19 protein-coding genes and 1 tRNA gene are annotated in these 24,026 nt (G+C 41.2%); 16 read left to right on the forward strand and 4 right to left on the reverse strand.

Translation table 11 applies throughout. From position 1 onward, the window contains the following. Positions 1–170 precede the first annotated feature (170 nt). A complete protein-coding gene (locus tag N7974_RS11975) occupies positions 171–2,018 on the forward strand; it encodes a trypsin-like peptidase domain-containing protein (RefSeq protein WP_262965840.1) in 1,848 nt (615 codons plus the stop codon). Positions 2,019–2,428: 410 nt separating this feature from the next. Here the strand turns inward: N7974_RS11975 and N7974_RS11980 are convergent. Beyond that, positions 2,429–2,515: transfer RNA gene (locus N7974_RS11980), tRNA-Leu, on the reverse strand. A gap of 317 nt (positions 2,516–2,832) precedes the next feature. Between N7974_RS11980 and N7974_RS11985 the strand changes: the two genes are divergently transcribed. Next, positions 2,833–3,510 (forward strand): DUF3047 domain-containing protein, encoded by a 678-nt coding sequence (locus tag N7974_RS11985; protein ID WP_262965841.1) that lies wholly within the window; start codon positions 2,833–2,835, stop codon positions 3,508–3,510. 7 nt (positions 3,511–3,517) lie between these two features. Next, a complete protein-coding gene (gene arsS / locus N7974_RS11990) occupies positions 3,518–4,483 on the forward strand; it encodes an arsenosugar biosynthesis radical SAM (seleno)protein ArsS (RefSeq protein WP_262965842.1) in 966 nt (321 codons plus the stop codon). A gap of 553 nt (positions 4,484–5,036) precedes the next feature. Here arsS and ettA read toward each other — a convergent pair. Then, on the reverse strand, positions 5,037–6,701 hold the full coding sequence (gene ettA, locus N7974_RS11995) for an energy-dependent translational throttle protein EttA (RefSeq protein ID WP_262965843.1): 1,665 nt from the start codon (positions 6,699–6,701) through the stop codon (positions 5,037–5,039). Between the two features lie 543 nt (positions 6,702–7,244). Between ettA and N7974_RS12000 the strand changes: the two genes are divergently transcribed. Next, a complete protein-coding gene (locus N7974_RS12000; RefSeq protein WP_262965844.1) occupies positions 7,245–9,047 on the forward strand; it encodes a putative bifunctional diguanylate cyclase/phosphodiesterase in 1,803 nt (600 codons plus the stop codon). Positions 9,048–9,153: 106 nt separating this feature from the next. On the opposite strand, the gene N7974_RS12005 is transcribed toward N7974_RS12000, so the two are convergent. Both N7974_RS12005 and nadB read right to left on the reverse strand, forming a co-directional pair. Next, entirely contained in the window at positions 9,154–11,226 is a 2,073-nt protein-coding gene (locus N7974_RS12005) for an acyltransferase family protein (protein WP_262965845.1), read from the reverse strand. Between the two features lie 184 nt (positions 11,227–11,410). Then, the gene (gene nadB / locus N7974_RS12010) at positions 11,411–13,012 is read right to left on the reverse strand and encodes an L-aspartate oxidase (protein ID WP_262965846.1); all 1,602 of its coding nucleotides are present in this window, start codon (positions 13,010–13,012) and stop codon (positions 11,411–11,413) included. 183 nt (positions 13,013–13,195) lie between these two features. Here nadB and rpoE point away from each other — a divergent pair, with 183 nt between their 5' ends. From rpoE to kdsB, 12 genes are all read left to right on the forward strand, one after another. Continuing rightward, positions 13,196–13,798 carry an RNA polymerase sigma factor RpoE gene (gene rpoE / locus N7974_RS12015; RefSeq protein WP_243218068.1) on the forward strand — a complete coding sequence of 201 codons (603 nt, stop codon included), beginning with the start codon at positions 13,196–13,198 and terminating at the stop codon, positions 13,796–13,798. Further along, a complete protein-coding gene (locus N7974_RS12020; RefSeq protein ID WP_243218067.1) occupies positions 13,798–14,397 on the forward strand; it encodes a sigma-E factor negative regulatory protein in 600 nt (199 codons plus the stop codon). The genes rpoE and N7974_RS12020 overlap by 1 nt, the downstream gene beginning before the upstream one ends. A 95-nt stretch (positions 14,398–14,492) precedes the next feature. After that, positions 14,493–15,455, forward strand: coding sequence for a MucB/RseB C-terminal domain-containing protein (locus N7974_RS12025; RefSeq protein ID WP_262965847.1), 963 nt, complete (start codon positions 14,493–14,495; stop codon positions 15,453–15,455). Positions 15,456–15,598: 143 nt separating this feature from the next. Then, positions 15,599–17,020, forward strand: coding sequence for a DegQ family serine endoprotease (locus N7974_RS12030; protein ID WP_262965848.1), 1,422 nt, complete (start codon positions 15,599–15,601; stop codon positions 17,018–17,020). A 492-nt stretch (positions 17,021–17,512) separates the two neighbouring features. After that, a complete protein-coding gene (prmB, locus tag N7974_RS12035) occupies positions 17,513–18,445 on the forward strand; it encodes a 50S ribosomal protein L3 N(5)-glutamine methyltransferase (protein ID WP_262965849.1) in 933 nt (310 codons plus the stop codon). A 2-nt stretch (positions 18,446–18,447) separates the two neighbouring features. Further along, complete coding sequence (aroC, locus tag N7974_RS12040; protein ID WP_262965850.1) at positions 18,448–19,536, forward strand: chorismate synthase; 1,089 nt, start codon at positions 18,448–18,450, stop codon at positions 19,534–19,536. 209 nt (positions 19,537–19,745) lie between these two features. Further along, positions 19,746–20,909, forward strand: a complete 1,164-nt coding sequence (locus N7974_RS12045; protein WP_262965851.1) for an MFS transporter — start codon at positions 19,746–19,748, stop codon at positions 20,907–20,909. A gap of 67 nt (positions 20,910–20,976) precedes the next feature. Next, complete coding sequence (locus tag N7974_RS12050; RefSeq protein ID WP_243218061.1) at positions 20,977–21,591, forward strand: MotA/TolQ/ExbB proton channel family protein; 615 nt, start codon at positions 20,977–20,979, stop codon at positions 21,589–21,591. Then, positions 21,591–22,028, forward strand: a complete 438-nt coding sequence (locus N7974_RS12055) for an ExbD/TolR family protein (RefSeq protein ID WP_262965852.1) — start codon at positions 21,591–21,593, stop codon at positions 22,026–22,028. The genes N7974_RS12050 and N7974_RS12055 overlap by 1 nt, the downstream gene beginning before the upstream one ends. Beyond that, entirely contained in the window at positions 22,025–23,017 is a 993-nt protein-coding gene (gene lpxK / locus N7974_RS12060) for a tetraacyldisaccharide 4'-kinase (RefSeq protein WP_262965853.1), read from the forward strand. The genes N7974_RS12055 and lpxK overlap by 4 nt, the downstream gene beginning before the upstream one ends. Beyond that, positions 23,014–23,208, forward strand: a complete 195-nt coding sequence (locus N7974_RS12065; RefSeq protein WP_449566808.1) for a Trm112 family protein — start codon at positions 23,014–23,016, stop codon at positions 23,206–23,208. The genes lpxK and N7974_RS12065 overlap by 4 nt, the downstream gene beginning before the upstream one ends. After that, positions 23,205–23,975, forward strand: a complete 771-nt coding sequence (gene kdsB, locus N7974_RS12070; protein ID WP_262965854.1) for a 3-deoxy-manno-octulosonate cytidylyltransferase — start codon at positions 23,205–23,207, stop codon at positions 23,973–23,975. The genes N7974_RS12065 and kdsB overlap by 4 nt, the downstream gene beginning before the upstream one ends. Positions 23,976–24,026: the final 51 nt, after the last annotated feature.

A 24,026-nucleotide genomic window follows, 5' to 3' on the forward strand; every position in this document is an offset into this window, starting at 1 on the left:
AATTAAAATTAGGCATCCCGTCTTGGTAAATAATCATAAACTAATTAATACCTGATTTCTAATCTCGTAATGGCATGGAACATTTTTTTGAGCAAAGTCCAACAATAACCTCGATACTTTTATTTGTTAAGTTCTTAACAAAAATATCTTATATCCATTTTCAATGAGGCATGATGAAATTTTCCAATATTGCAGTTCTATTTACATTGTTGTTGCCACTGATTGGGTGCGATGAAAGAGCTTCTGTAGATAACAGTATTGAAGCGGGGATACCTAAGGGCTCAAAAAAAACATCCTCTATCGTGAATTGGTATGAGTTAAGCTCAACATTTCCAGAGGTTAACAGCAAGCCAAATAAAATTGACGAAAATTCTGATAAAGAGATGAATAGCCTGCTTAATGCCGATTCAGATACCGAAAATCTCCCTATAGCCAAAAGATTTCCACATTTGATCTTGGACTCGAATGACTGGCTTGGAAATTATACGGGAGCAATATTAAAAGGAACAATATCGCCAAGTCAGTCAGAAACTATAGTCCAAACGGAGTGGCGTGATAAGTTTATACAACTTACGAGAAAAGAAGGGGTAACTTTTCGAGAGCAGATAGAATATTGTTTGCGATGGGTGGAAACACAGCCGCAAGATGCAAAAGCATGGGAAATATTGGGGCGAGTGTGTAGTTTTGCTTCACGAAGTGATGAAGCTAATGGAGCATTCAAATCGAGCTTAAGAGTCAATCCAAGAAATGATATAGCTTGGTATTATTTAGGCGAAACTTATGAGCAGAAAGAATATTATAACGAGGCCATTATTGCTTATAAACAAGCGGTGCGGGTCAACCCAGAAAATGATGGAGCCTGGCATTTTTTAGGGGAAGATTACGAACACACAAATCAGTTCATTAAAGCTATTGATGCTTATCAACAAGTAGTACGGATAAATCCGAAATTTGGTCGGGTAACTAATAAATTTAGTACGCCAAATAATCTTTTCGAACCAGGAACCATGGTTTCTGCTTGGACTTCATTGGGTGATGCTTACAAAAAAACCAATCAAATTGACAAAGCATTTTACGCATTTCAGCAAGCCTTACTCATCAACCCCGATGAACTAAGCGCGTGGTATTCTTTGGGCGAAACGTATGCTTTAAACGGGAACCAAAATAAACTTCTTGGTGTTTACAATCGTTTAAAAACAATTGACCCATACGCTGCAAATTTGTTCTCAAAAGAAGTCCTTAATAAATTTGTAAAACTCAATGATGACTCATCATCAGAGTTTGATTGGAATAATACCAAGCTTATTGATGATAATGGTAAGCAAAGTACTAAGTTTGACGCCAAAGATTTTCTGAATGAAGACCCCCGTGTACTCGTGAAATCTGTCAAACAAGCTACTGGCACCGCTTTCACTGTCAGCAACGAAGGCCATGCACTAACTAACCATCACGTCATCAATGCCTGTACCGAAGTTAAAGTTGTTGGTCGCGAGGGTGTTGCCAAAGTTATTACCTCAGACAGTGTAAATGATCTTGCCTTGTTGCAACTTCCCGACAATAGTGATGACTTTGCCAACTTAAATCCAGATCCCGGCAAACTACGACAAGGCGAAGATGTCATCGTATTTGGTTATCCACTTAATTGGGCACTTTCATCCGGCGGCAACCTGACACCAGGTACGGTTAGTGCGTTAACCGGACTCGGCAATAACACTAATCAGATTCAGATTACTGCACCGATTCAACCGGGCTCTAGCGGTAGCCCAGTAATGGATAAAAAAGGCAATGTGATAGCTGTAGTGTCGATGACGCTGGACGATGGCAAGATGACCAAAATAACAGGACAAGTCGGGCAGAATGTTAATTTTGCAGTCAACGGGCAAACCGTTAAATCTTTCCTGGACGCGAACAAGGTGCCTTACAAAACTGGTGGTGGTTTTTTCTCAAATGAAAAGAGTAATGCAGACATTGCCGATGAAGCGCGTAAATGGACTATGCTGGTGGAATGCTGGAAATAAAGAGCCAATAGACGCTGATAATTGAAAGCTTAAATTATTCAAGTCGGGATAATATCTGGGCTTTTTTGTCTGGAGGTTTGGCACTGACTTAACGGGCAGTTTGCAACCCTTATGCAACCCCAAAATAATACATGGTTGCTTGTCTCCAAATGGAGAGTGATGGATTAAGAAATAAATTAATGTTCGGGTAATACCGGCCTTTTTTGTACATGATGTTTTGGCAAGTATTGCCGATAAGAAAACAGAGTCGCAGCAAGTGCGATTTTTTATGTCCAAATTAACCGGTAATCAGGCGGAATAATTATTCTTAAGTATTCCATGGATTACGTTTCAAAGTTACCCCGGAGTTACCCCGTAAATTTCAGGCATAAAAAAAGGACTGGGCTAAAAGCCTAAGTCCTTGTTTTTTATGGTGCCTCGGGCCGGAATCGAACCGGCATGACCTTACAGTCGAGGGATTTTAAGTCCCTTGCGTCTACCAATTTCGCCACCGAGGCATCTATATCTTTGGTAAGCCGTGCATTATATAGCAACTACAAAAATAAACCAGACCTATCTGATTTTTTTTAAACAATAGCCAATGTTTTTATTGTTTAACACGACTGTTATTTGCTTATGCCATAACAATCCACTAAATTAATTGTCACGTATAAGTTTGCGTGAATTATTGATGTTTTTATAGGTACATGGCTATTTTAATAGAGGTATGAGTATTTTTAGTATACATTTAAAGGGCATGAAAAATTACCAGAATTGCACTTCGGAGTTAAATCCGCCTTTTAATACATTTAATTTTAAACAGGAAAAACTTTTAATGCACGTTTTCAGTAAGCTGTTATTTTTCTATCTGTTACTATTTTTAAGTCTTGCTATTCGCGCTGAAGGTACGAGTGAAAAGCTGATGATAGGCTCTTTTTCATCGGGATCACTCGATCACTGGGAAGCCAAGGAGTTTAAAGGCAAGACCAATTATCAATTAGTTGATCTTGCCGGAACCAACGTATTAAAAGCTGAAAGTACTGGAAGTGCTTCAGGTTTATTTAATGAACAGCGTATTGATCTACATAAAACGCCAGTTATGAACTGGCGTTGGCATATCGAAAATCGGCTCGGTAACGATCTTAATGAGCAGGAAAAATCCGGTGATGACTATGCGGCACGGGTTTATGTGGTTGTTAGTGGGGGTGCTGCTTTTTGGCAAACCAAGGTTCTTAATTATGTCTGGGCCAGCACTTCGCCTATCGGTAAAGTCTGGCCTAATGCCTACGCTTATGCAGGTGCCAATGGAAAAATGACGATGATTGCACTTCGGTCATCAGCTGATAAAACCGGTACTTGGTATACTGAAAAGCGAAATATCCTTGCCGACCTGAAACAACAGTTTGGTGAAGATATACAATATATTGATGCGGTTGCCGTTATGTCTGATACCGATGATTCCAATGGGAAAGTAACGGCTTATTACGGCGATATTTACTTTAGTACAAACTAATTACATTATGCACGGCACATTACCTTATTTGGAACAAACCGATTTTCCTGCTATTAACAGACACACTCTGGAAATATTACAGGTTAATCTGGGTTATTTGTGTAACCTGAGTTGCACGCATTGTCATGTCAACGCGGGACCCAAGCGCACGGAATTAATGGGTAAAGAAACCGTAGATTTGGTTCTGGACTTTATTAAAAGAGAAAATATTCATACGCTTGATTTAACCGGTGGTGCGCCGGAAATGAATCCGCATTTTACCTATTTGGTTATGCAGGCAAGGGCAATGGGTGTTACCGTTATTGACCGTTGTAATCTGGTTATTCTTGAAGAACCAGGATTTGAAGACATGGCCGGGTTTCTTGCCGCCAATAAGGTAGTGATCACTGCTTCATTGCCCTGTTATCTTGAAGATAATGTCGATAAACAACGTGGTAAAGGTACATTTAATAGTAGTTTGTCAGCGTTAAAAAAATTAAACAGTTTGGGGTTTGGTCAAGCGGATAGCGATTTACAGCTTAATCTAGTCTTTAATCCGCAAGGTATTGATTTGCCGCCAGAGCAAAAGGCCTTGGAAAAAGCCTATAAGGAGCATCTGCAAGTACACTATGGTATTGTTTTTAACAAGCTGTTTGCCTTAACCAATCTTCCTGTACAGCGCTTTGGCAGTATGTTGATTAGTAAAGGCCTGTTTAATGACTATTTGCAATTATTAAAAGACAATTACCGATCGGAAAATCTGTCGAGTGTCATGTGTCGTAATACCTTGAGTGTGGATTGGCAAGGTTTTGTTTATGATTGCGATTTTAACCAGATGCTACAACTGCCTTTAGGTGCAAATCCGGTAAATAAAACGCATTTAAGCGATCTAATCGATACTTCATTATTAACGGGTTCCGCTATTAATATACGTCAGCATTGTTATGGCTGTACGGCGGGGCAGGGCAGTAGTTGCGGGGGGGCTTTGGATTAAACCGCTCAATTATAGATCAACCGCTACTGTAATCCTGAAAAACGGTGGTTGATTTCTTAAAAGCACGAAAGCCAAAAGTATACACTTTCAGGTGATAGCAAAAAATCAGCTTACCTCAGGGGGCATAGGTATCTACACAACTTTTCCTCATAATAAAAACAATGAGTTGCAGAAGCGCCAAGCTCCCTCTCTTGTTGGAGAGGGCTGGGGTGACGACTGCACGGATGCAGGAGGTAGAGCAATGCAGGAGCAATTGCCGAGGAGAGTAAAATCAAGCAGTTACATTCCCATCATCCCAACCTTCTCCCTTTGGAGAAGGAGCCGTAGGACTTGTGTAGATATCTATGCTCAGGGGGGGGGCATTGCGTAACGGGAATGTTTCGAACTGTTGCAGGAATAAAAAGCAGAGAGCATCAGGACAAATCTGCTACAAGTAGTTGTTTTTAAGTCAAGTAACTAAAAATTTTGCCACAGATTCCAAATTATAAATAAATTTGATCTGTGGCAGTTTATTGCTTAATAAAAAACCTACACTACAGCCATGATGATTTGATCAAGACAGTTTTTTATATTTGAGGCGATGTGGGTTATTGGCATCACTGCCCAAGCGGCGATGGCGATCGGCTTCATAATCTTCATAGTTACCTTCAAACCACACTACCTGACTATCGCCTTCAAAGGCCAGTATGTGCGTAGCAATTCTATCCAGAAACCAGCGATCATGCGAAATAACTACCGCACAACCTGGAAAAGCAAGCAGCGCTTCTTCCAAGGCTCTCAGGGTTTCAACATCCAGATCGTTAGTTGGTTCATCAAGCAGCAAGACATTGCCGCCGGTTTTTAGTAGTTTGGCTAAATGCACGCGATTGCGTTCGCCACCGGAAAGATCGCCGATACGTTTGCCCTGGTCTGCACCTTTAAAGTTAAAGCGTCCAACATAAGACCGTGAGGGCGTTTCATATTTACCAACCGTAATTATGTCCAAGCCATCAGAAATTTCTTCAAAGACGGTTTTTTTCGGGTCAAGGTCATCACGTAACTGGTCAACGTAAGCCAGTTCAACCGTTTGTCCCAGTGTTAAGGTACCGGAATCTGGCTGTTCAAGACCTGCCATCATGCGGAATAGGGTAGTTTTACCCGCGCCGTTAGGGCCGATAATACCAACGATACCGCCGGGTGGCAGTTTAAAGCTCAAGTCGCTGACTAATAACTTGTCTCCGAAAGCTTTAGTGATTTTATCGGCTTCAATAACGACATCACCCAAGCGAGGGCCGGGCGGAATATAAATCTCATGAGTTTCATTACGTTTTTGCACATCGGATGATGACAGTTCGTCAAAGCGTGCAAGCCGTGATTTACTTTTGGCATGACGGCCTTTTTGGTTGGAGCGCACCCATTCCAGTTCTTCTTTCATGGCTTTTTGGCGGGAAGATTCCTGCTTTTCTTCTTGCAACAGTCGAGTGCTTTTTTGTTCCAGCCAGCTTGAGTAATTTCCTTCCCACGGAATGCCTGCGCCTCTGTCCAGTTCCAGTATCCAGCCCGCTACATTATCCAAAAAGTAACGATCATGGGTTACGGCAACTACGGTTCCGGGATAATCATGCAGAAAGCGTTCCAACCAGGCAACCGATTCTGCATCCAGATGGTTGGTCGGTTCATCCAATAACAGCATATCAGGATTGGATAATAACAATCGACATAAGGCTACGCGGCGTTTTTCACCACCCGATAATTTGGTGACATCAGCATCCCAATCCGGCAAACGTAAGGCATCTGCTGCAACTTCAAGTTTGCGTTCCAGATTATGACCGTCACAGGCATTGATAATATCTTCCAAGCGTGCTTGATCGGCAGCTAATTTATCAAAATCGGCATCAGGATCGGCGTAAGCGGCATAAACTGCATCAAGTTGGTCCAAAGCGGCCTTGATTTCAATGACCGCCTCTTCAACATTGCCGCGCACGGATTTATTGGGGTCAAGTTGCGGTTCTTGTGGTAAATAGCCAATATTAATACCTTTTAGCGCGATAGCTTCGCCTTCGATTTCCTTATCGATGCCCGCCATAATTCTCAGCAGCGTTGATTTTCCGGAGCCATTTAAACCCAGAACGCCAATTTTTGCACCAGGGAAAAAAGACAACGAAATATCTTTAAGGATATATTTTTTGGGTGGGACGATTTTGCCGACCCGATTCATTGAATAGATGTATTGCGCCATAGTCTTTACTTGATCAATTTAAGGTGCGTAAAGATTACCAGAAGTAGGCACTTTAGGCCCAGCTTTTACTTCTTGATATTGATTCCTGAATTTTATATTTTTAACATATTTAGCATTTAGTACAGTTAGTGCTGATATTGTAGCAATTATTGTTTTTTCTTGGGGCGTTATTTACAAGTTAATACATCAGGGTAGATAAGGGTTTGACTATTATTATGTCACATGTTTAAAACGTAAATGGTTGTGGCATATTTTCGATAGTATTTTATATGGATTTACATAAGAATTTATGTGTTATCTTAATATTACTGGCAAGCTATGCTTGATGAATAAAGCTTATATACGATACGATTTTTATGCATAAAATATCAAACTGACATAATAATGTAACAAGATGAATGTATAGTCTCTCAGAAATTAAATTTCCTTATTAATTTTAGGTGAAGACTTTAAAATTTAGTGATGTTTTGTACAAGAATTGGAAATTATTTCTCTGAAAATGTACAGATTGATTTATAGCGATTATTTTCCATTTTATTACTAATGAATTTACAAATACAGAGCTCCAAGAAAAAAAAAGTAATCGATTTTGATGTAAGTAACGAATATTTTAATAATTCATTACACCGGAGCCAATTTTCTACGGTAAAAGATCTGGTGTACTACGTTAAACCTATTTCTTCGGATATGTGGTGCCTGGATGTTTTAACGCTTTTTAGTAAAGATACGACAATTTTTACTGTGCCGATTGTTAATGAAAATAATATTCCGGTTGGGTTGATTAGTCGAGGACGTCTAACGGAGCTCTTTTTTAAACCTTATGCCAGGGATTTACATCATAAAAAAACGATTGGCGAAATTATGCAGAAGGATGCAGTTATTGTCGATACCAATACCAGTATTGACGATCTTGCAAATATTACGATTAACGCCGGCATGCTGCATATGGTTAATGGTTTTATTGTTGTTGAGCGTGGTAGCTATATTGGTATGGCAACAGGGCAGAAATTACTTGAGGAAATTACCTATCGCAAGCAACAGGATCTGCATTATCTGGCACATTTCGACCAGCTTACCGGTCTACCTAACCGATTATTGTTTAAAGACCGCTTACTGCAGTCAATTCAACAGGCAAAACGTACTAATAAGCTGTTTAGCCTGATTTTTGTTGATTTGGATCGTTTTAAATATATTAACGATACGTTAGGCCACAGCTTTGGCGATGAATTGTTAAGGATTTTTTCGCAAAAATTAACTGTTAACGTAAGAGAAAGTGACACCGTAGCGCGCTTGGGAGGTGATGAATTTGTTATCATCCTGCAAAATTTGGTTGAAGCTAAAGATGCAGAAAAAATTGCCCTGGATATTATTGAGTATATTAGAAAGCCGATGCTGATATACGATCAAGAAATTCAAATTACCGCAAGCTTGGGTGTGGCATTGTATCCGATGCATGATGATTCGCTCGATGGCTTACTTCGAAAAGCTGATGCTGCGATGTATGAAGTCAAGGAAAAAGGGCGTAATAATTATGCAATGTACTCTGACGTATCTGATTGTGGTTTTATTCAGCGAAACTCCCTTGAGGTAGGACTGAGAATGGCGTTGAATAAAAATGAATTTTCCCTGTATTATCAACCGCAAATTAATCTTGAAAGTAATGAAGTAGTTGGCGTGGAAGCCTTGTTGCGTTGGCATCATAATGAATTAGGTCTAATACCACCTGCCCAATTTATTCCTATTGCCGAAGAATCAGGCCTAATTATTTCTATTGGTGAATGGGTACTAAATGAAGCTTGTCGACAGCAGGTTGATTGGATTAGCCAAGGCTTGCCACCCTTGCGGATCGCCGTTAACGTATCGGCTATTCAGTTTCGGCAGAATAATTTTTTTGATTGCGTCAAAAAGGCAATCGATAATAGCGGCATAGATCCAAGTTATCTTGAACTGGAATTGACCGAAAGTCTGGTGATGACAAATCCGCTACAAACCGTATCAATGTTGAATAAAATCAGGTCTCTAGGAATTAAGTTTGCTATTGATGATTTTGGCACAGGTCATTCAAGTTTGAGTTATTTAACCCGGTTTCCTATAGACAAACTTAAAATAGATCAGTCTTTTATTCGTAATATTCAGGGTGTACCCGGTAATGAGGCTATTGTTCGGGCGATCATTGCATTAGGCAGTAGTTTAGGTTTGGAAATTATTGCCGAAGGCGTTGAAACATTGGATGAACTGGACTGCATTAAAAATTATAATTGCCAAGAAGTACAAGGCTATTTTTTCTCAAGGCCAATTCCCGCAGATGACTTTAAAGCATGGCATCAAGATGTTATGAAAGGTTAATGGCAATCATTTGACCCCGTTGCGATTCTTGTGGCAGATAACCGATATTAACCTTTTTGCGCAATAGCTTCGCCTTCGATTTCCTTATCTATGCCCGCCATAATTTTCAGTTGAGAAATTTAATTAATTCTTGGCCAATTATATCGCTTCCATATATTGATAAGTGATGTTGATCTCGGTAAAAAGGCTTCCCTTTTTTCATGAGAAAACAATTATCTTCATCGCAGAACGTATTGATCGGGTCAAGAATTAAAAGCTCCGGGAATTTTTTGGTTAACTTTTCAATTAATTTATCCTCATTAACTCTCTGGAATTCAACATAATTTCTGGAAATAGTACAGTCGGATGATGAATAAAATAAGGCTTTTTCTCTTTTTAAGCAGTAATCTCTGAAATCGTCTGCAATATCAGGGGGGTCTCTTACAAATACAATTTTCCTCTTGTATTCACGAATTTTCTCGATTGTTCGACTTAAACCAAAGTAAACTTTTTCTTGGTTTGTTAATTTATTTTCATGTTCATATATTGAAACAAGAGAAATCCCTCCCCAAAATTCTCGTTCTCTTTTATTAATCAATTTGCCGTCAAGAACGGGTCTCCAAAAAGAAGAAAGGATTACGGTATTTATACCGGGATTATTTTTTAATAGATCTAAATTTTTAGACAAAAAATCGATCCTTGCACAAGGATGATCATCTTGGTTATTTTTTACATGTAAAAAGATTCCAAGTAATGGCGTGCAAGTGCCTGCTGCAATTATCCCGGTGTTAGTTAACTTTGCGATACCGGGAAAAAGGTGGTTTCCGTGACTATCACCAATAATCATGATTTTAAGAGTATCACCAGAAACTTGGCAAGGGCTCATTAGGTATTTTTTGTTGCATTCCGTGTCGTTTCCGTAATCCCACTTCGAACTTTTTGTAATCATCTCGTACTTTTGAGGGAGCGCCCTGAAGCCTAACCCATCAAGCTTATAGGTGTTGTATCCAACATAACCAACAATTACTATTAGTATGAGTAGTATGATTGTTTTTGCATTGCCATATTTGCCAAAACGAATTGGCTTTTCAACCAGTATGTATGTCAGCCAGGCAAGCAGGATTGAAACAAAAACAGCAGTAATACGTATCTCACGTGCTGGTGTTTCACTTTCCACTATGCGAGCAAATGACAGTAAAGGCCAGTGCCATAAATATAGCGGAAAGCTAATCAGTCCAAACCATACCAATATACGATTAGAGAGAATTGTACGATTTAGCCATGCTTGCGGGCCAGAAGAAATAATAAGTACCGCACCAAGCGTTGGTAATAGTGCCCACGAGCCTGGAAAGTGTCTTTCTTTTGTAATGATTAGAATGCCGGTACTAATTAGTGCTGCACCTAAAAGCGATTGGACGTTGCGTAGCGTGTTGCCGTTTGCTTCAGATGTGTGTACATAGGTAACAACCCCCAACCACAGATCAAGTTTTTGTTTGTATTTGGAAAATATGTTTTGTTTGTATAATTTGATATAGGCGAGAATAGATCCGGTCAATAATTCCCAGAAACGTGTTTGTGGAGAATAGAAAGTCGCTACAGCGCCAGTGTGTACCCCTTTAATATTCAGAACAAATGAGACGACAGCAATAACAATCGTAACCGTTAATAAATTAAATTTTCTTTTCCATGCAGCCCACAGCAACAACGGCCATATAATATAAAACTGCTCTTCAATACCAAGCGTCCATAAGTGCAACAGCGGCTTTGTCTCTGCAGCATTGTCAAAGTAGCCACTTTCATTCCAAAACACAAAGTTAGAAACAAAACCAGCACCAGCAGCAATGTGTTTACCAAGTTGTTTGTATTCGTCTGCCAGTAATGCAAACCAGCCAAATGTAAAGCTGGCAATTAATACCAGTAGCAGAGCAGGAAATATGCGCTTAATACGGCGACTGTAAAACTCAACAAAGCTAAAGCTGTCGCGCTCCAAGTTATCAAAAATAATTGTTGAGATTAAAAAGCCGGAAAGGACGAAGAAAATATCTACGCCAATAAATCCTCCCTTAACCCAGTTGGGAAATGCGTGAAAACCAACGACAGAAAGAACTGCTATAGCACGTAAGCCGTCAATGTCTGCACGATATTTAGGGTGAGATAAATGACCAGATTTGTACGCTGGGAGGGTAGTGTCGATTGTCATTTTTGATAAGGATGATCTTTGCTGTTGGTTGTATTAGCCATTATGCAATGTAACCAGGGCATAAAACCACAAAGACACAAAGTTCACGAAAAAACCTAAGCAAAAAACTTCGTGTTCTTCGTGTCTTCGTGGTGTGAAATTAATCTTCCTGCATTCTGTGTGATTAAATAGTCGGGCTTTCTGATTAAGGTTTAAGAACTGTGTTTTGTGGGGGTTTGCTATTATCTGTTTCAGGATAATCCAGTGTGTAATGCAGGCCACGACTTTCTTTGCGTTGCTGTGCACACCGAATGATTAATTCGGCGACGATGACCAGATTACGCAATTCCAGTAAATCACTGGTGACACGAAAATTACCATAATATTCGGCGATTTCTTTTTTAAGTAATTCCACCCGGTTCATCGCCCGACTAAGGCGTTTATCCGTTCTGACGATGCCTACGTAATCCCACATGAAATGACGTAATTCGTCCCAGTTGTGGGAAACAACTACTTCTTCATCGGAATCGCTGACTTTCGATTCATCCCAGTCCGGAATTTTGGGCGTCGGAAGGATGTTGGGAAGTTTTAGTAAAATATCTTCACAGGCCCGATCGGCAAAAACCAGGCATTCCAGTAAGGAGTTGCTGGCCATACGGTTGGCACCGTGCAGACCGGTACAAGCCACTTCGCCAACAGCATAAAGATTTTTTATGTCAGTGCGTGCATAGCTGTCCGTTAACACACCGCCACAAGTGTAATGGGCAGCAGGAACAACAGGGATGGGCTGTTTGGTAATGTCGATACCAAAGTCAAGACACTGTTGATAAATGGTAGGAAAATGCTCGCGTATGAAGTCTGCCGGTTTGTGACTGATATCAAGATAAACACAGTCTATACCGCGTTTTTTCATTTCGTGATCAATGGCTCTGGCAACAATATCCCTGGGGGCTAATTCGCCTCTTGGGTCAAAATTTTGCATAAAAGAAGAGCCATCAGCCAAAACCAGCTTACCGCCTTCGCCTCTTAATGCTTCGCTGATAAGAAAAGAGCGAGCTTCAGGATGAAAAAGGCAGGTTGGATGGAATTGCATAAACTCCATGTTACTGACGCGGCAACCCGCACGCCATGCCAGGGCAATACCGTCACCGGTTGAACTATGCGGATTGGTACTATAAATATAAGCCATGTTGGCACCGCCGGTCGCCAGCACCACGACGCGGGCAGTTATGGTTTTAACCCGGCTTTTTTTGGTGTCCAGAACATAGGCACCCAATACTTGTTTGCCGTTATCATCTCCGGTTGGGGCAGTAATTAACTCGACAACGCTATGGTGCTCAAATAATTCAATGTTGGCATGTGCTTGCGCACGTTCAATAAGTGATAGTGATATTGCCTTGCCGGTTGCGTCTGCAGAATGTACAACACGTCGATGAGAGTGACCACCTTCGCGATTTAAATGCAGTTGTATTTCGCCTGCCTGGTTTTGCTCTTCAGTAAAAACAACGCCTTGTTCGCGAAGCCAGTCTATGGAGCTTTTTCCGTGAGTGACGGTAAGTCTGACAATGTCAGGATTGCAAAGCCCTGCACCGGCGTCCAGTGTATCTTCAATATGAGATTCAATAGAATCTTCAGCATCAAAAACAGCTGATATGCCACCCTGTGCATAATAGGTGCTGCTGGAAGTTAGTGCAAATTTGGATAATACGGCAACATTGATCGAGTGGTCAGCTAATTTAAGCGCTAAACTTAGCCCGGCACCGCCGCTGCCAATAATAAGGACATCATAATTTTTTGAATAGGGCATAAAGGTTAGTTGGTCAACATCCACAGGGCAAACTTTAGAAAAAATTTCATTATCTAAATTAAGGTTGTGGCTTAGTTATCATTGTTTATGGATAATAACGCTTTTTAGAGTGATAGCACAATTTTTGTACATAATAGAACTTTATGCGATTGTATTTGTCCACCCCCGGGTTAAAGAGCAGTAGTGAGCAGTTACACTAAATACAGCGAACAACTAGATGAAGACCTGGTGTTGCGGGTGCAACAAGGCGATAAATCTGCATTTGATTTTTTGGTGATTAAATATCAGCATAGAATCATTCAGTTGGTAAATCGTTATGTCAAAGACCCCAGTGAGGCTCAGGACGTGGCTCAGGAAGCTTTTATCAAAGCTTATCGTGCGTTGGGGGATTTCAGGGGCGACTCGGCTTTTTATACCTGGCTTTATCGTATTGCCATTAATACGGCAAAAAATTACCTGGTATCACGATCAAGAAGAAGCGCTAATTATCATGTCGATATTCAGGATGCCGAGGCTTTTGAAAATGCACCACAGTTGCAGGGAATGGATACCCCTGAACAGTTATTATTAAATCAGGAAATAGTCGACACTATTAAAATCGTCATTGAAAAGCTTCCTGAAGATATGCGCACAGCCATTATGTTGCGTGAATTTGAGGGCATGAGTTACGAAGAAATTGCACAAGCAATGGATTGTCCTATTGGTACGGTACGGTCACGCATTTTTAGAGCGCGTGAGGCGATCGATGATAAATTAAACCCTTTGCTTGAACACGGTGGTTTTTAATGCCTGAAGATTTAAATTTAAAAATATCTCAATTTCTTGATAATGAACTTGATCAAGTCGATGCTTTGTCTTGTTTGAAAAGAATGCAATCCCGGCCTGAGTTGAAAGACAAGTTGAGGCGTTATGAAATGATTAGTCATGCCATGAAAAAAGACGCTTTTTTATTAATCAAAGCCGATTTTTCAACAAAAATACATCAGCAGATACAGCAAGAACCGGTTTATTTTTTACCTCAACATAAGTCATTTAAGCGTAGCCATAAACAAATTGCGGTCGCGGCATCACTGGTTATTGTTGCCGTAATTGCAGGACGGAGTATAAACATTTCCAATCAGTCGGTTAACGCGGTAACAGCGCTCCAGGTTGCGCAGAATAAACCCCATCAACAGCCGGATAAGCCTGTTGAAGCTACGCAATATCCACTCAATAAACAAATTAATGATTATCTTCAAGCCCATAATAATAGTGTTTATACCAATGGTGAGGCTGATTTTCAGCCCTATGCCAGAGTAACGGCATCCAGTAGGCCGTCCGAGAATAGAAAACCGATTGCGGAAAAGCCAGTTCGGTCAGATTTTCCGCTCATTTTCGTTAAATAGCACAACTATTTGCCTCAAATGATCAAAAAACCTGACTCAAAATGGCTTCTCCTCGCTACAGCTTCTATTCTCGGACAGCTTCCCAGTAATAATAAATGACTGCGATTAAGCATTTTTTTGTGGTTTTTCTTTTGTCTACCGGGATTGTTTCGGCAAAAGAACCTGAGTTAACTGCCCGCCAAATATTAATGAAAATGAACCACGCCATGGCAGTCTTAAATTATCAGGGCACTGTTGCATTTCTTAAAAATGGCAAGCTGGAACCAATGAAATATGTTCACGCTGCTAAAGATGGTGTTGAACAGGAGCGTCTATTGTCGTTAAATTCGCCGTTGCGTGAAATTATCAGAGACGCAGGTAAAGTCAGTTGCCTGTTTAAGGAAACACAACAAACGCTGGTTGATCATCGGCCATTTGAACGCTCTTTTTTGGTTGATATGCCAAGCAACTTGAATGATATAAGTGCCATTTATCAGTTCGGGATAGTGGGGCAGGAAAATGTCGCCATGCTGCCAAGCTACGTTATTGCCGTTCAGCCTCAAGATAATGCAAGGTATCTTCGTAAAATATGGGTGGAAAAACGCTATTTTTTGCCGCTTAAAGTAGCTGTTTACGATAATTCTGGTACTCTTTTAGAACAGGTTGTTTTTACCGATATAACCGTTAAAGATGCGTTGTCTTTTATTCCGGTTAAATCCCTGGATACTAAAAACCCAGCTAGGCATATTCACCAGCTACCGACGCAATCCGCTGATCAGGCGGCTTTTGTTGTAACAGCGAAGCCGGCAGGTTTTCGGGACATTTTCTTTGCTCGCAAGCCGATGCACAATACTGAGCAGCCTGTTGATCACTTATTGTTAAGTGATGGTTTTACTTCCGTATCAATTTACATGGAAAGCAAAAGTGAAGGTATGTTGTCGGGTCTTCAATCTGTCGGTGCGGTTAATTTATATAGCCGAACCATCAATAATTATCAATTGACGGTAATGGGTGAAGTGCCTGTAGAAACTGTCAAATTTATAGCCGAAGGTATCAAACTTCGGGATCTCAAAAATTGAATTATCCTGTTTAGACAGGTACTATCAGTACTTAGGGTGGTTACGCAGTTCAGACTGTTAAATACTGATAGTATAGGCAGCAAGATTAGTTGTTATAGGTCAGTAATATAATTATTTTATTAATGTTAGGGAATGGAGTTTTTATGCTTAAAAAGCTTGGTTGGTCTGTTTTTCTGGTTTTTCTTTGTAGTCAAAATGTAGTAGCGCAGTTACCAGACTTTACCGAGATGGTAAAGGTTAATGGCGTCGCAGTAGTCAACATCAGTACTACCCAAAAAGCGCCGGTCGAGGTTGCCGGAGCACCTAAAGAACAACAGCCCATGCCTGAAGGGTTGCCGCCTGAAATGGAAGAGCTGTTTAAACGTTTTTTTAATAATCCTGATGGTGGTAACGGTGGTGGTGAGGGTGGAAGTGGAGACACCCAGTCGCTGGGCTCCGGTTTTATTATTTCCAAAGATGGCTATATATTAACCAATCATCATGTCGTTAAAGATGCTGATGAAATCATTGTTAAATTTTCTGATAGACGGGAATTAATAGCAAAGCTTATCGGTTCGGATACGCGTACCGATGTGGCGGTATTAAAAGTCGAAGCGACTGATTTGCCGGTAGTGACTATTGGAGACCCTGCTAAACTGCAGGTTGGTGAGTGGGTTTTAGCGATTGGTTCACCATTTGGTTTTGAGCAGTCAGTGACAGCAGGTATAGTCAGTGCTAAAGGCCGCAGTTTGCCGGGTGGCAATTATGTGCCGTTTATACAAACGGATGTGGCGATTAATCCAGGCAATTCAGGCGGGCCGCTATTTAATATGGATGGTAAAGTTGTGGGTATCAACTCACAAATTTATAGCCGTACCGGTGGCTTTATGGGTCTTTCATTCTCTATTCCGATGGATATAGTGATGAATGTCGTTGAGCAAATAAAATCGAGCGGTAAAGCGGCGCATGGCTGGTTAGGCGTGCAAATTCAGGACGTAACTCGTGAATTGGCTGAATCATTTAATATGAAGAAACCACAGGGAGCATTAGTTTCTAAAGTGATTCCTGGTAGTCCTGCAGAAAAAGCAGACTTGCAGATTGGTGATATTATTACCGAGTTTAATGGTCAACCGATTGAAAAGTCAGGTGATTTACCACCTATGGTTGGTATGACACCGATTAATGATAAAGCAACGCTAAAAATTCTCAGGCAAGGTAATGAGAAAACGCTAAATTTCAGTATAGGACTTTTACCGGAACAGATTGATAAAGTCGCTGATACCAAAGCCGAGAAGGCTAGGCCCACCAATAGATTGGGCATTAGTGTTACTGATTTAACCGCTGAAGAAAGAGAGGTCTTGCAAGTTATTAAAGGCGGTGTGTTGGTTCAAAGTGTCGAAAAAGGCATTGCCAAGAACGCAGGTATTCAACCCGGTGATGTTATTTTACGGATTGCCAACAATGTTATTGTTGGTGTCGCTGACTTTGAAAAGACCGTCAAAACTCTTCCAGTTGGAAAATCAGTCGCTGTTTTAATTCAGCGTCGTGGTAGTCCGGCCTTTTTGGCACTTAAAATAGACAAGTAATATTGAGGAAAAAGGCTAAAAAGCAATCGTAAGTAAATGATTGCAGTAATGGCCCAATAAGCAAAAAACGGCGGATTTATTTCGCCGTTTTTTTTGATTTAAAAATAGGCAATAACGCTATAGATTTTCAGATAAATAATTTCGATGCTAACGGATAACATCCCTTGAAGGGATGGTATCCGTAATAGTTTACAGCGACGTGAATAGAAATTTAATTTCTGAAAGATTATAGTATCAAAATAACCGTAGGGGCAGAGCTATGTGTCTGCCCTGCATTGGATGATACTGTTAAATTGGCCTAACGCATAGATTCGCTCCTGCGTGTTTTCATGAGTTCCATGCCACCTAAAAGTCCTCTGTTTTTATTTTTTGCCGCATAATCGCCGTTTGCAGATCGATGGTGGTTAACTAAACTTACCACCCTGTTGTGCATTTAGTTTAAAATCTCTTATAAATTGATCCTCTGTGCATCCTGATTACTTATTTAAAATAATGCAAACAACACCTTTTGAAGTTTTAACTACATTATCGACGCTGCGTGATTATATTCGTTGGGCGTCCAGTCGATTTACCCAATCCAGGGTCAGTTTTGGTCATGGTACTGTTACTGCACTTGATGAAGCCGCAGCTTTGGTTTTACATACTGTTTATCAGCCTTATAATCTGGCTGAAGCTTATCTGGACACCATTCTAACGATGCATGAGCGCCAGGCTGTCATTGATATTATTGATAGACGGATTAATGAAAGAATACCGGCATCTTATTTAACCAATGAAGCTATTTTTGCAGGCTTGTCATTTTACGTTGATCCAAGGGTTTTGGTGCCCAGATCACCCATTGCTGAATTAATCGAACAACGCTTTTCACCCTGGGTAGAAGAAGATCAGGTCGGGCGTATTCTGGATTTATGTACCGGCAGTGCTTGTATTGCCATCGCCTGTGCTTATGCTTTTCAAAATGCTTTGGTTGATGCCGTTGATTTATCCGTTGATGCCCTGGCTGTCGCTGAAATCAATATTGAAAATCATCAGCTATCCGACTCGGTGACACTCTATCAGTCGGATTTGTTTAAAGCACTGCCACCCGTTCAATACGATGTTATCGTCAGTAATCCACCTTATGTCTGTCATCAAGAATGGGAAAATTTGCCGCAGGAGTTTCGTGCGGAGCCGGATATGGGCTTTAAAGGTGGCCTTACCGGTCTGGATATTGTTCTTCGTATATTGGTTGATGCGGATGATTATTTGGCCGAGCAGGGCATTTTGGTTGTGGAGGTCGGTAGTAGTGCAGAAACTCTGCAGAACACTTTCCCTGATGTGCCATTTTACTGGCTGGATTTTGAACGGGGCGGCGATGGCGTATTTTTGCTGACCGCTGAACAGGTTCATGACTATCACGAATTATTTATCGCGGCCTTACGTTAATTATGTCTGGAAATACAATAGGAAAACTTTTTACCGTCACTTCGTTTGGCGAAAGTCATGGTCCTGCCATCGGCTGTATCGTTGATGGCTGCCCTCCGGGACTGGCTTTGACAGAAGCCGATTTACAGGAAGATCTTGATCGTAGGAAACCGGGTACTTCAAGGCATACCACGCAACGGCGTGAAGCCGATGAGGTTAGAATTTTGTCGGGGGTGTTTGAAGGTAAAACAACCGGTACGCCGATTGGTTTGCTCATTGAGAATACTGATCAACGCTCTAAAGATTATTCCAAAATTGCCGATACCTTCAGACCGGGACATGCGGATTACACTTACCAGCAGAAGTATGGATTTAGAGATTATCGTGGCGGCGGGCGCTCATCGGCACGGGAAACTGCCATGCGTGTCGCCGCTGGCGGTATTGCCAAAAAATATCTCAAAGAGCAGGCGGGTATAGAGATTCGTGGTTATTTATCGCAACTGGGACCGATAAAAATTGAAAAGCTCGATTGGAGTATTATTGACAGCAACCCTTTCTTTTGTCCTGACGCTGATAAAGTTCCTGAAATGGAAGCTTATATGGATGCCTTGCGCAAGGAAGGCGAATCGATAGGTGCAAGAATTGAAGTGGTAGCAACCAATGTCCCACCCGGTTTGGGTGAACCCATTTTTGACCGACTTGATGCCGATTTGGCTCATGCTCTAATGAGTATTAATGCGGTAAAAGGCGTGGAAATCGGTGATGGCTTTGCTTGCATTGATACTAAAGGTACACAGTTTCGCGATGAAATAACGCCAGCCGGTTTTTTAAGTAATCATGCCGGTGGTATTTTGGGGGGGATTTCCAGTGGTCAATCAATTACCGCCAGTATCGCTTTAAAAGCAACGTCCAGCTTGCGACTGGCCGGTAAAAGTATCAATCAGCAAGGTGAGGCAATTGATGTGATTACCCAAGGTCGTCATGATCCCTGTGTTGGTATTCGTGCCACGCCAATTGCCGAAGCGATGATGGCAATTGTGTTGATGGATCATTTTCTGCGTCACCGGGCCCAAAATATGGGTGTTGTGTCAGGATTGCCGATTTTGCGATAATCTTGTAGGGGCAATCCTGTGTGATTGTCCTGATTAAAGCCGTTGTGGTTAACCATTTTTATAGTGGTATTTTCGACTACCAACTTAACCAGGGACAGATACCATCCCTTGAAGGGATGTTATCAGTAAAATTATCCCACTTTAAATGGGTAGCCATATTTTCAATAGGTTTGGAAAAGAGATGCCCCTTTTTTTACATGAATAATTAAATGTCTGTTCCATACTGGCGATTGTCAGGGTTTTATTTTTTTTATTTTGCCACGCTAGGCTGTTTTGTCCCTTACTGGAGCCTTTATTTAAAAGGGATTGGCTTTAATCCCGTTGAAATTGGTGAGCTTTCTGCGTTGTTGGTAGGCACCAAAATTATTGCCCCTTTGTTGTGGGGCTGGATTGCCGACCATACCGGAAAAAGTTTACGTATAATTCGTCTGGCTGCATTTTTTGCAGCAGTGCTTTTTGCCGGCTTTTTATATGTCCATGATTATTTATGGGTTGCCGTAATAACGATCAGTTTCAGTTTTTTTTGGAATGCCGTGTTGCCGCAATTTGAAGCCGTTACTCTGTTTCATTTAAAAAAGGAAGCGCATCGTTACAGTCAAATAAGGCTGTGGGGATCGGTTGGTTTTATTGTCACGGTGTTAGGCATGGGACTTATACTCGATAAGTTGCCTGTTGCAACACTTCCGGTTGCCATTGTCGTGTTGTTGGTTTTAAACTGGTGGGTCACCTTAATAACGCCCGAAGCCAAGTCTGTCAGCCATCGATCTGCTTCGCTTGGGATGTTGCAAATAATAAAAAGACCTGAAGTCTTGGCTTTTTTTGTGGTTAACATATTACTGCAAGTGGCTCATGCACCATATTATGTTTTTTATTCGATTTATTTAAAGCAAAATCATTATTCAGCAACAGTCACCGGATTACTCTGGGCGCTTGGGGTTTTAGCGGAGATCGTTTTATTTCTGGCTATGAGACGTTTGTTAAAGCGCTTTTCTTTAAGAGCTATTTTATTATTCAGTTTGGTGCTGGCTACCGGTCGCTGGTTAATAATAGGCTGGTGTCCTGATTATTTGGGTTTGTTGATTTTTGCCCAATTATTACATGCCGCAACTTTTGGCGGTGTTCATGTTGTTGCCATACATCTGGTGCATCTTTATTTTGGCGAGCAGCATCAGGGTAAAGGTCAGGCGTTATATAGCAGTCTTAGTTTTGGTGTCGGCGGTGTGCTGGGTAGTCTTTATAGCGGTTATTACTGGGAGTCATTGGGTTCAAGGTTTGTTTATTCAGTGGCGGCACTCTGTTGCGGTCTTGCCTTGGTGATTACTTATATCTGGGTAGGCAGGGAAAATTCTCAAAAATCAACGGCATTAGGTTAGAATAAGGCGCAAGATTCAAGATTTTTTCAGCTTATATTGGCTCCAATTTACTTTATCAGGAAACAAAGTGTTTGAAATAATAAAAAGCGGTGGCTGGATGATGCTACCCATCATGCTATGTTCAATTGGTGCAATGGGTATTGTCGTCGAACGTTTTTGGTCGTTACAAAAAAAGAAGATATTGCCACCGGAATTGGTTCCTCAGGTATGGAAATTATCTCGCGAAAAAAGATTGGATGATGTGGCTTTACATCGTTTAAAGACCAGTTCGCCTCTTGGTTGTATCTTGGCGGCTGGTCTTGCGAACAGGCATCATGGCCGGGATGTGATGAAAGAATGTATTGAAGAATCAGGCAGAAAAGTTGTGCATGATTTGGAGCGCTATCTTAATACCTTGGGTACTATTGCAACAATAAGTCCATTATTGGGTTTGTTGGGAACGGTGTTTGGTATGATAGATATTTTCGCGTCATTGATGCAGCATGGTTCCGGAGATCCCAGTGTTTTAGCAGGCGGCATTTCGGTAGCATTAATTACCACAGCAGCAGGATTAACCGTAGGCATACCCAGTTTGATTTTTCATCGCTACTTTGAAAGATTGGTGGATGAATATGTCGTCGATATGGAAGCTGAAGCATTAAAACTGATAGATATACTACATGGAGACCGCGAGGTATCCTGATGAATTTTCGACATAAAAAAAGAGAAAAACTTGATATTACTTTGATATCAATGATAGATGTACTGTTTGTGTTATTACTCTTCTTTGTGGTTTCCACCACGTTTAATCGTAACACGGAAGTGAAGGTTACATTGCCTGAGGCGGCTGGAGCAGAAGCAGAACAAGCGCCTAAAATGATTACCTTAACGATTGATGCAGCCGGTACTTATTACCTGATGAGCGACGATGGTGTCTCGAACAAGTTGGTCAATCAGAACGTGGAAACCTTAAAACAGGAGTTATTGAAGTTTACAGAACAATCAAAGGATGTCCCTTTTATTATTAATGCCGATGGCAAAACGCCTCATCAGGCTGTTATTACGGCATTGCAGTGCGCCAGTGAAGCTGGTTTTAGCCATATTACCTTTGCCGCACAACAGCCAAAGACAGCACCATGAAAAAAACGTTAACGCGCTGGGCGGCAGATATTTGGTATAAAGACCATTTTCTGGGGGTGTGGTTATCTCTTTTTGGTTTTTTATTCAGTGATGCGGTGAGGTTCAGACGATTTTTATATCGCTTGGGTATATTAAAAACATTTACCTTACCGGTTCCGGTTATTGTCGTCGGTAATATTACTGTTGGTGGTACCGGTAAAACGCCGTTGGTTATTTGGTTGGCACAGTTTCTTAAAGATTCAGGATTTAAACCCGGTATTATCAGTCGCGGTTATGGTGGACAGGCACAATCATGGCCACAAACGGTTACTGCTGGTAGCGATGCCAGGCAGGTGGGTGATGAAGCCTTATTAATCGCTACACAAACCGGTTGCCCGATGGCTGTAGGGCCATTACGGGTAGAGGCTGCAAAAATGCTGCTTTCGCAAGCCGATTGTAATGTTATTTTATCCGATGATGGTCTACAGCATTATGCCTTAAACAGAACTATCGAAATTGCGGTCATTGACGGGGAAAGACGTTTTGGTAACGGGCACTGTTTACCTGCCGGTCCTTTACGTGAACCGATAGAAAGATTACAACGTGTCGATTTTGTTATCGTCAATGGCGAAAAATACGAAGATCATGAGTTTTCCATGCAACTCGTTGGCCAAACATTGGTTAATGTAGTGACCGGAGAGCAAAAACCGTTACCAGAATTTAATGCCGTTGAGTGTCATGCATTAGCAGGGATTGGTAATCCTGAGCGCTTTTTTAAGCAGCTTGAAGTGGCTGGATTGATTTGTACAACTCATAGTTTTCCCGATCATTATCCCTTTCAGCGTCACGATATTGACTTTGGCGACAATAAACCGGTGTTAATGACCGAAAAAGATGCGGTAAAATGCACAGAATTTGCAGGATTACAGCATTGGTATCTTCCAGTAAAAGCCGTTCCTGATGCTGCTTTTTCAGAACAATTATTAAATTTACTTAAGAGAAAAGCATGATAGATAGAAAATTACTTGATATTTTGGTGTGTCCTTTATGCAAGAGCCCACTGATTTATGATAAGCCCAAGGCAGAGTTAATCTGCCGAGCTGATCGGCTGGCTTTTCCAGTTCGCGATGACATTCCCGTGATGCTTGAAGATGAAGCCCGCGAGTTAAGTAGCGAAGAAACTGATGCATTATATAAATGAATCTGCGCTTTAAAGTAGTTATTCCGGCACGATATGCCTCAACCAGATTACCTGGTAAACCGTTATTGACTATTGCCGGTAAACCCATGATTGCTCATGTTTGTGAGCGGGCGCAGGAAGCCGGGGCGGAAGAAATTGTCGTCGCTACCGATGATCAACGAATTTTTCAAACTGTTTACGATCTAGGTATTAATGTCGTAATGACGCGTTCTGATCATCAAAGCGGTACGGAAAGAATTGCCGAAGTCGCACAGCAATGTGGTTGGTCAGGCGATGAAATTATCGTAAATCTACAAGGTGATGAACCGCTGATTCCACCCTCAATGATTCGTGAAGTAGCGGTTGCATTAGCAGGGCAGAAACTGGCAGGTATAGCAACGCTGGCTGCAAAAATCAGTCATGCAGAAGAAATATTTAATCCAAATGCTGTTAAAGTGGTATTGAATAAAGATGGTTACGCACTTTATTTTAGTCGTGCGCCAATTCCATGGGAAAGAGAAACTTTTACCCAAGCAGGCGGAAAGCCGTCAGAAGGCAGGCAATATCTTCGGCACATCGGACTTTATGCCTATACGGTCGATTTTTTAAATCGTTATTGTTCTTGGGAGCCATCACCATTGGAGTCGATTGAATCATTGGAACAGCTCCGAATACTATGGCACGGCGAAGCAATTATCGTTAACGTGGTGGAAAAAACACCGGAAGCAGGCGTCGATACCCAACAGGATTTGATACGTGTAGAACAAGCATTGTTATTGAAGCACTAAACAGGAATATTATTGCTGTAAAGTAAACCACTATATCAGCAAATAATTGCG

Origin of the sequence: Methylobacter psychrophilus (genome assembly GCF_025583945.1) — a bacterium.
Lineage (GTDB): Bacteria > Pseudomonadota > Gammaproteobacteria > Methylococcales > Methylomonadaceae > Methylobacter_C > Methylobacter_C psychrophilus.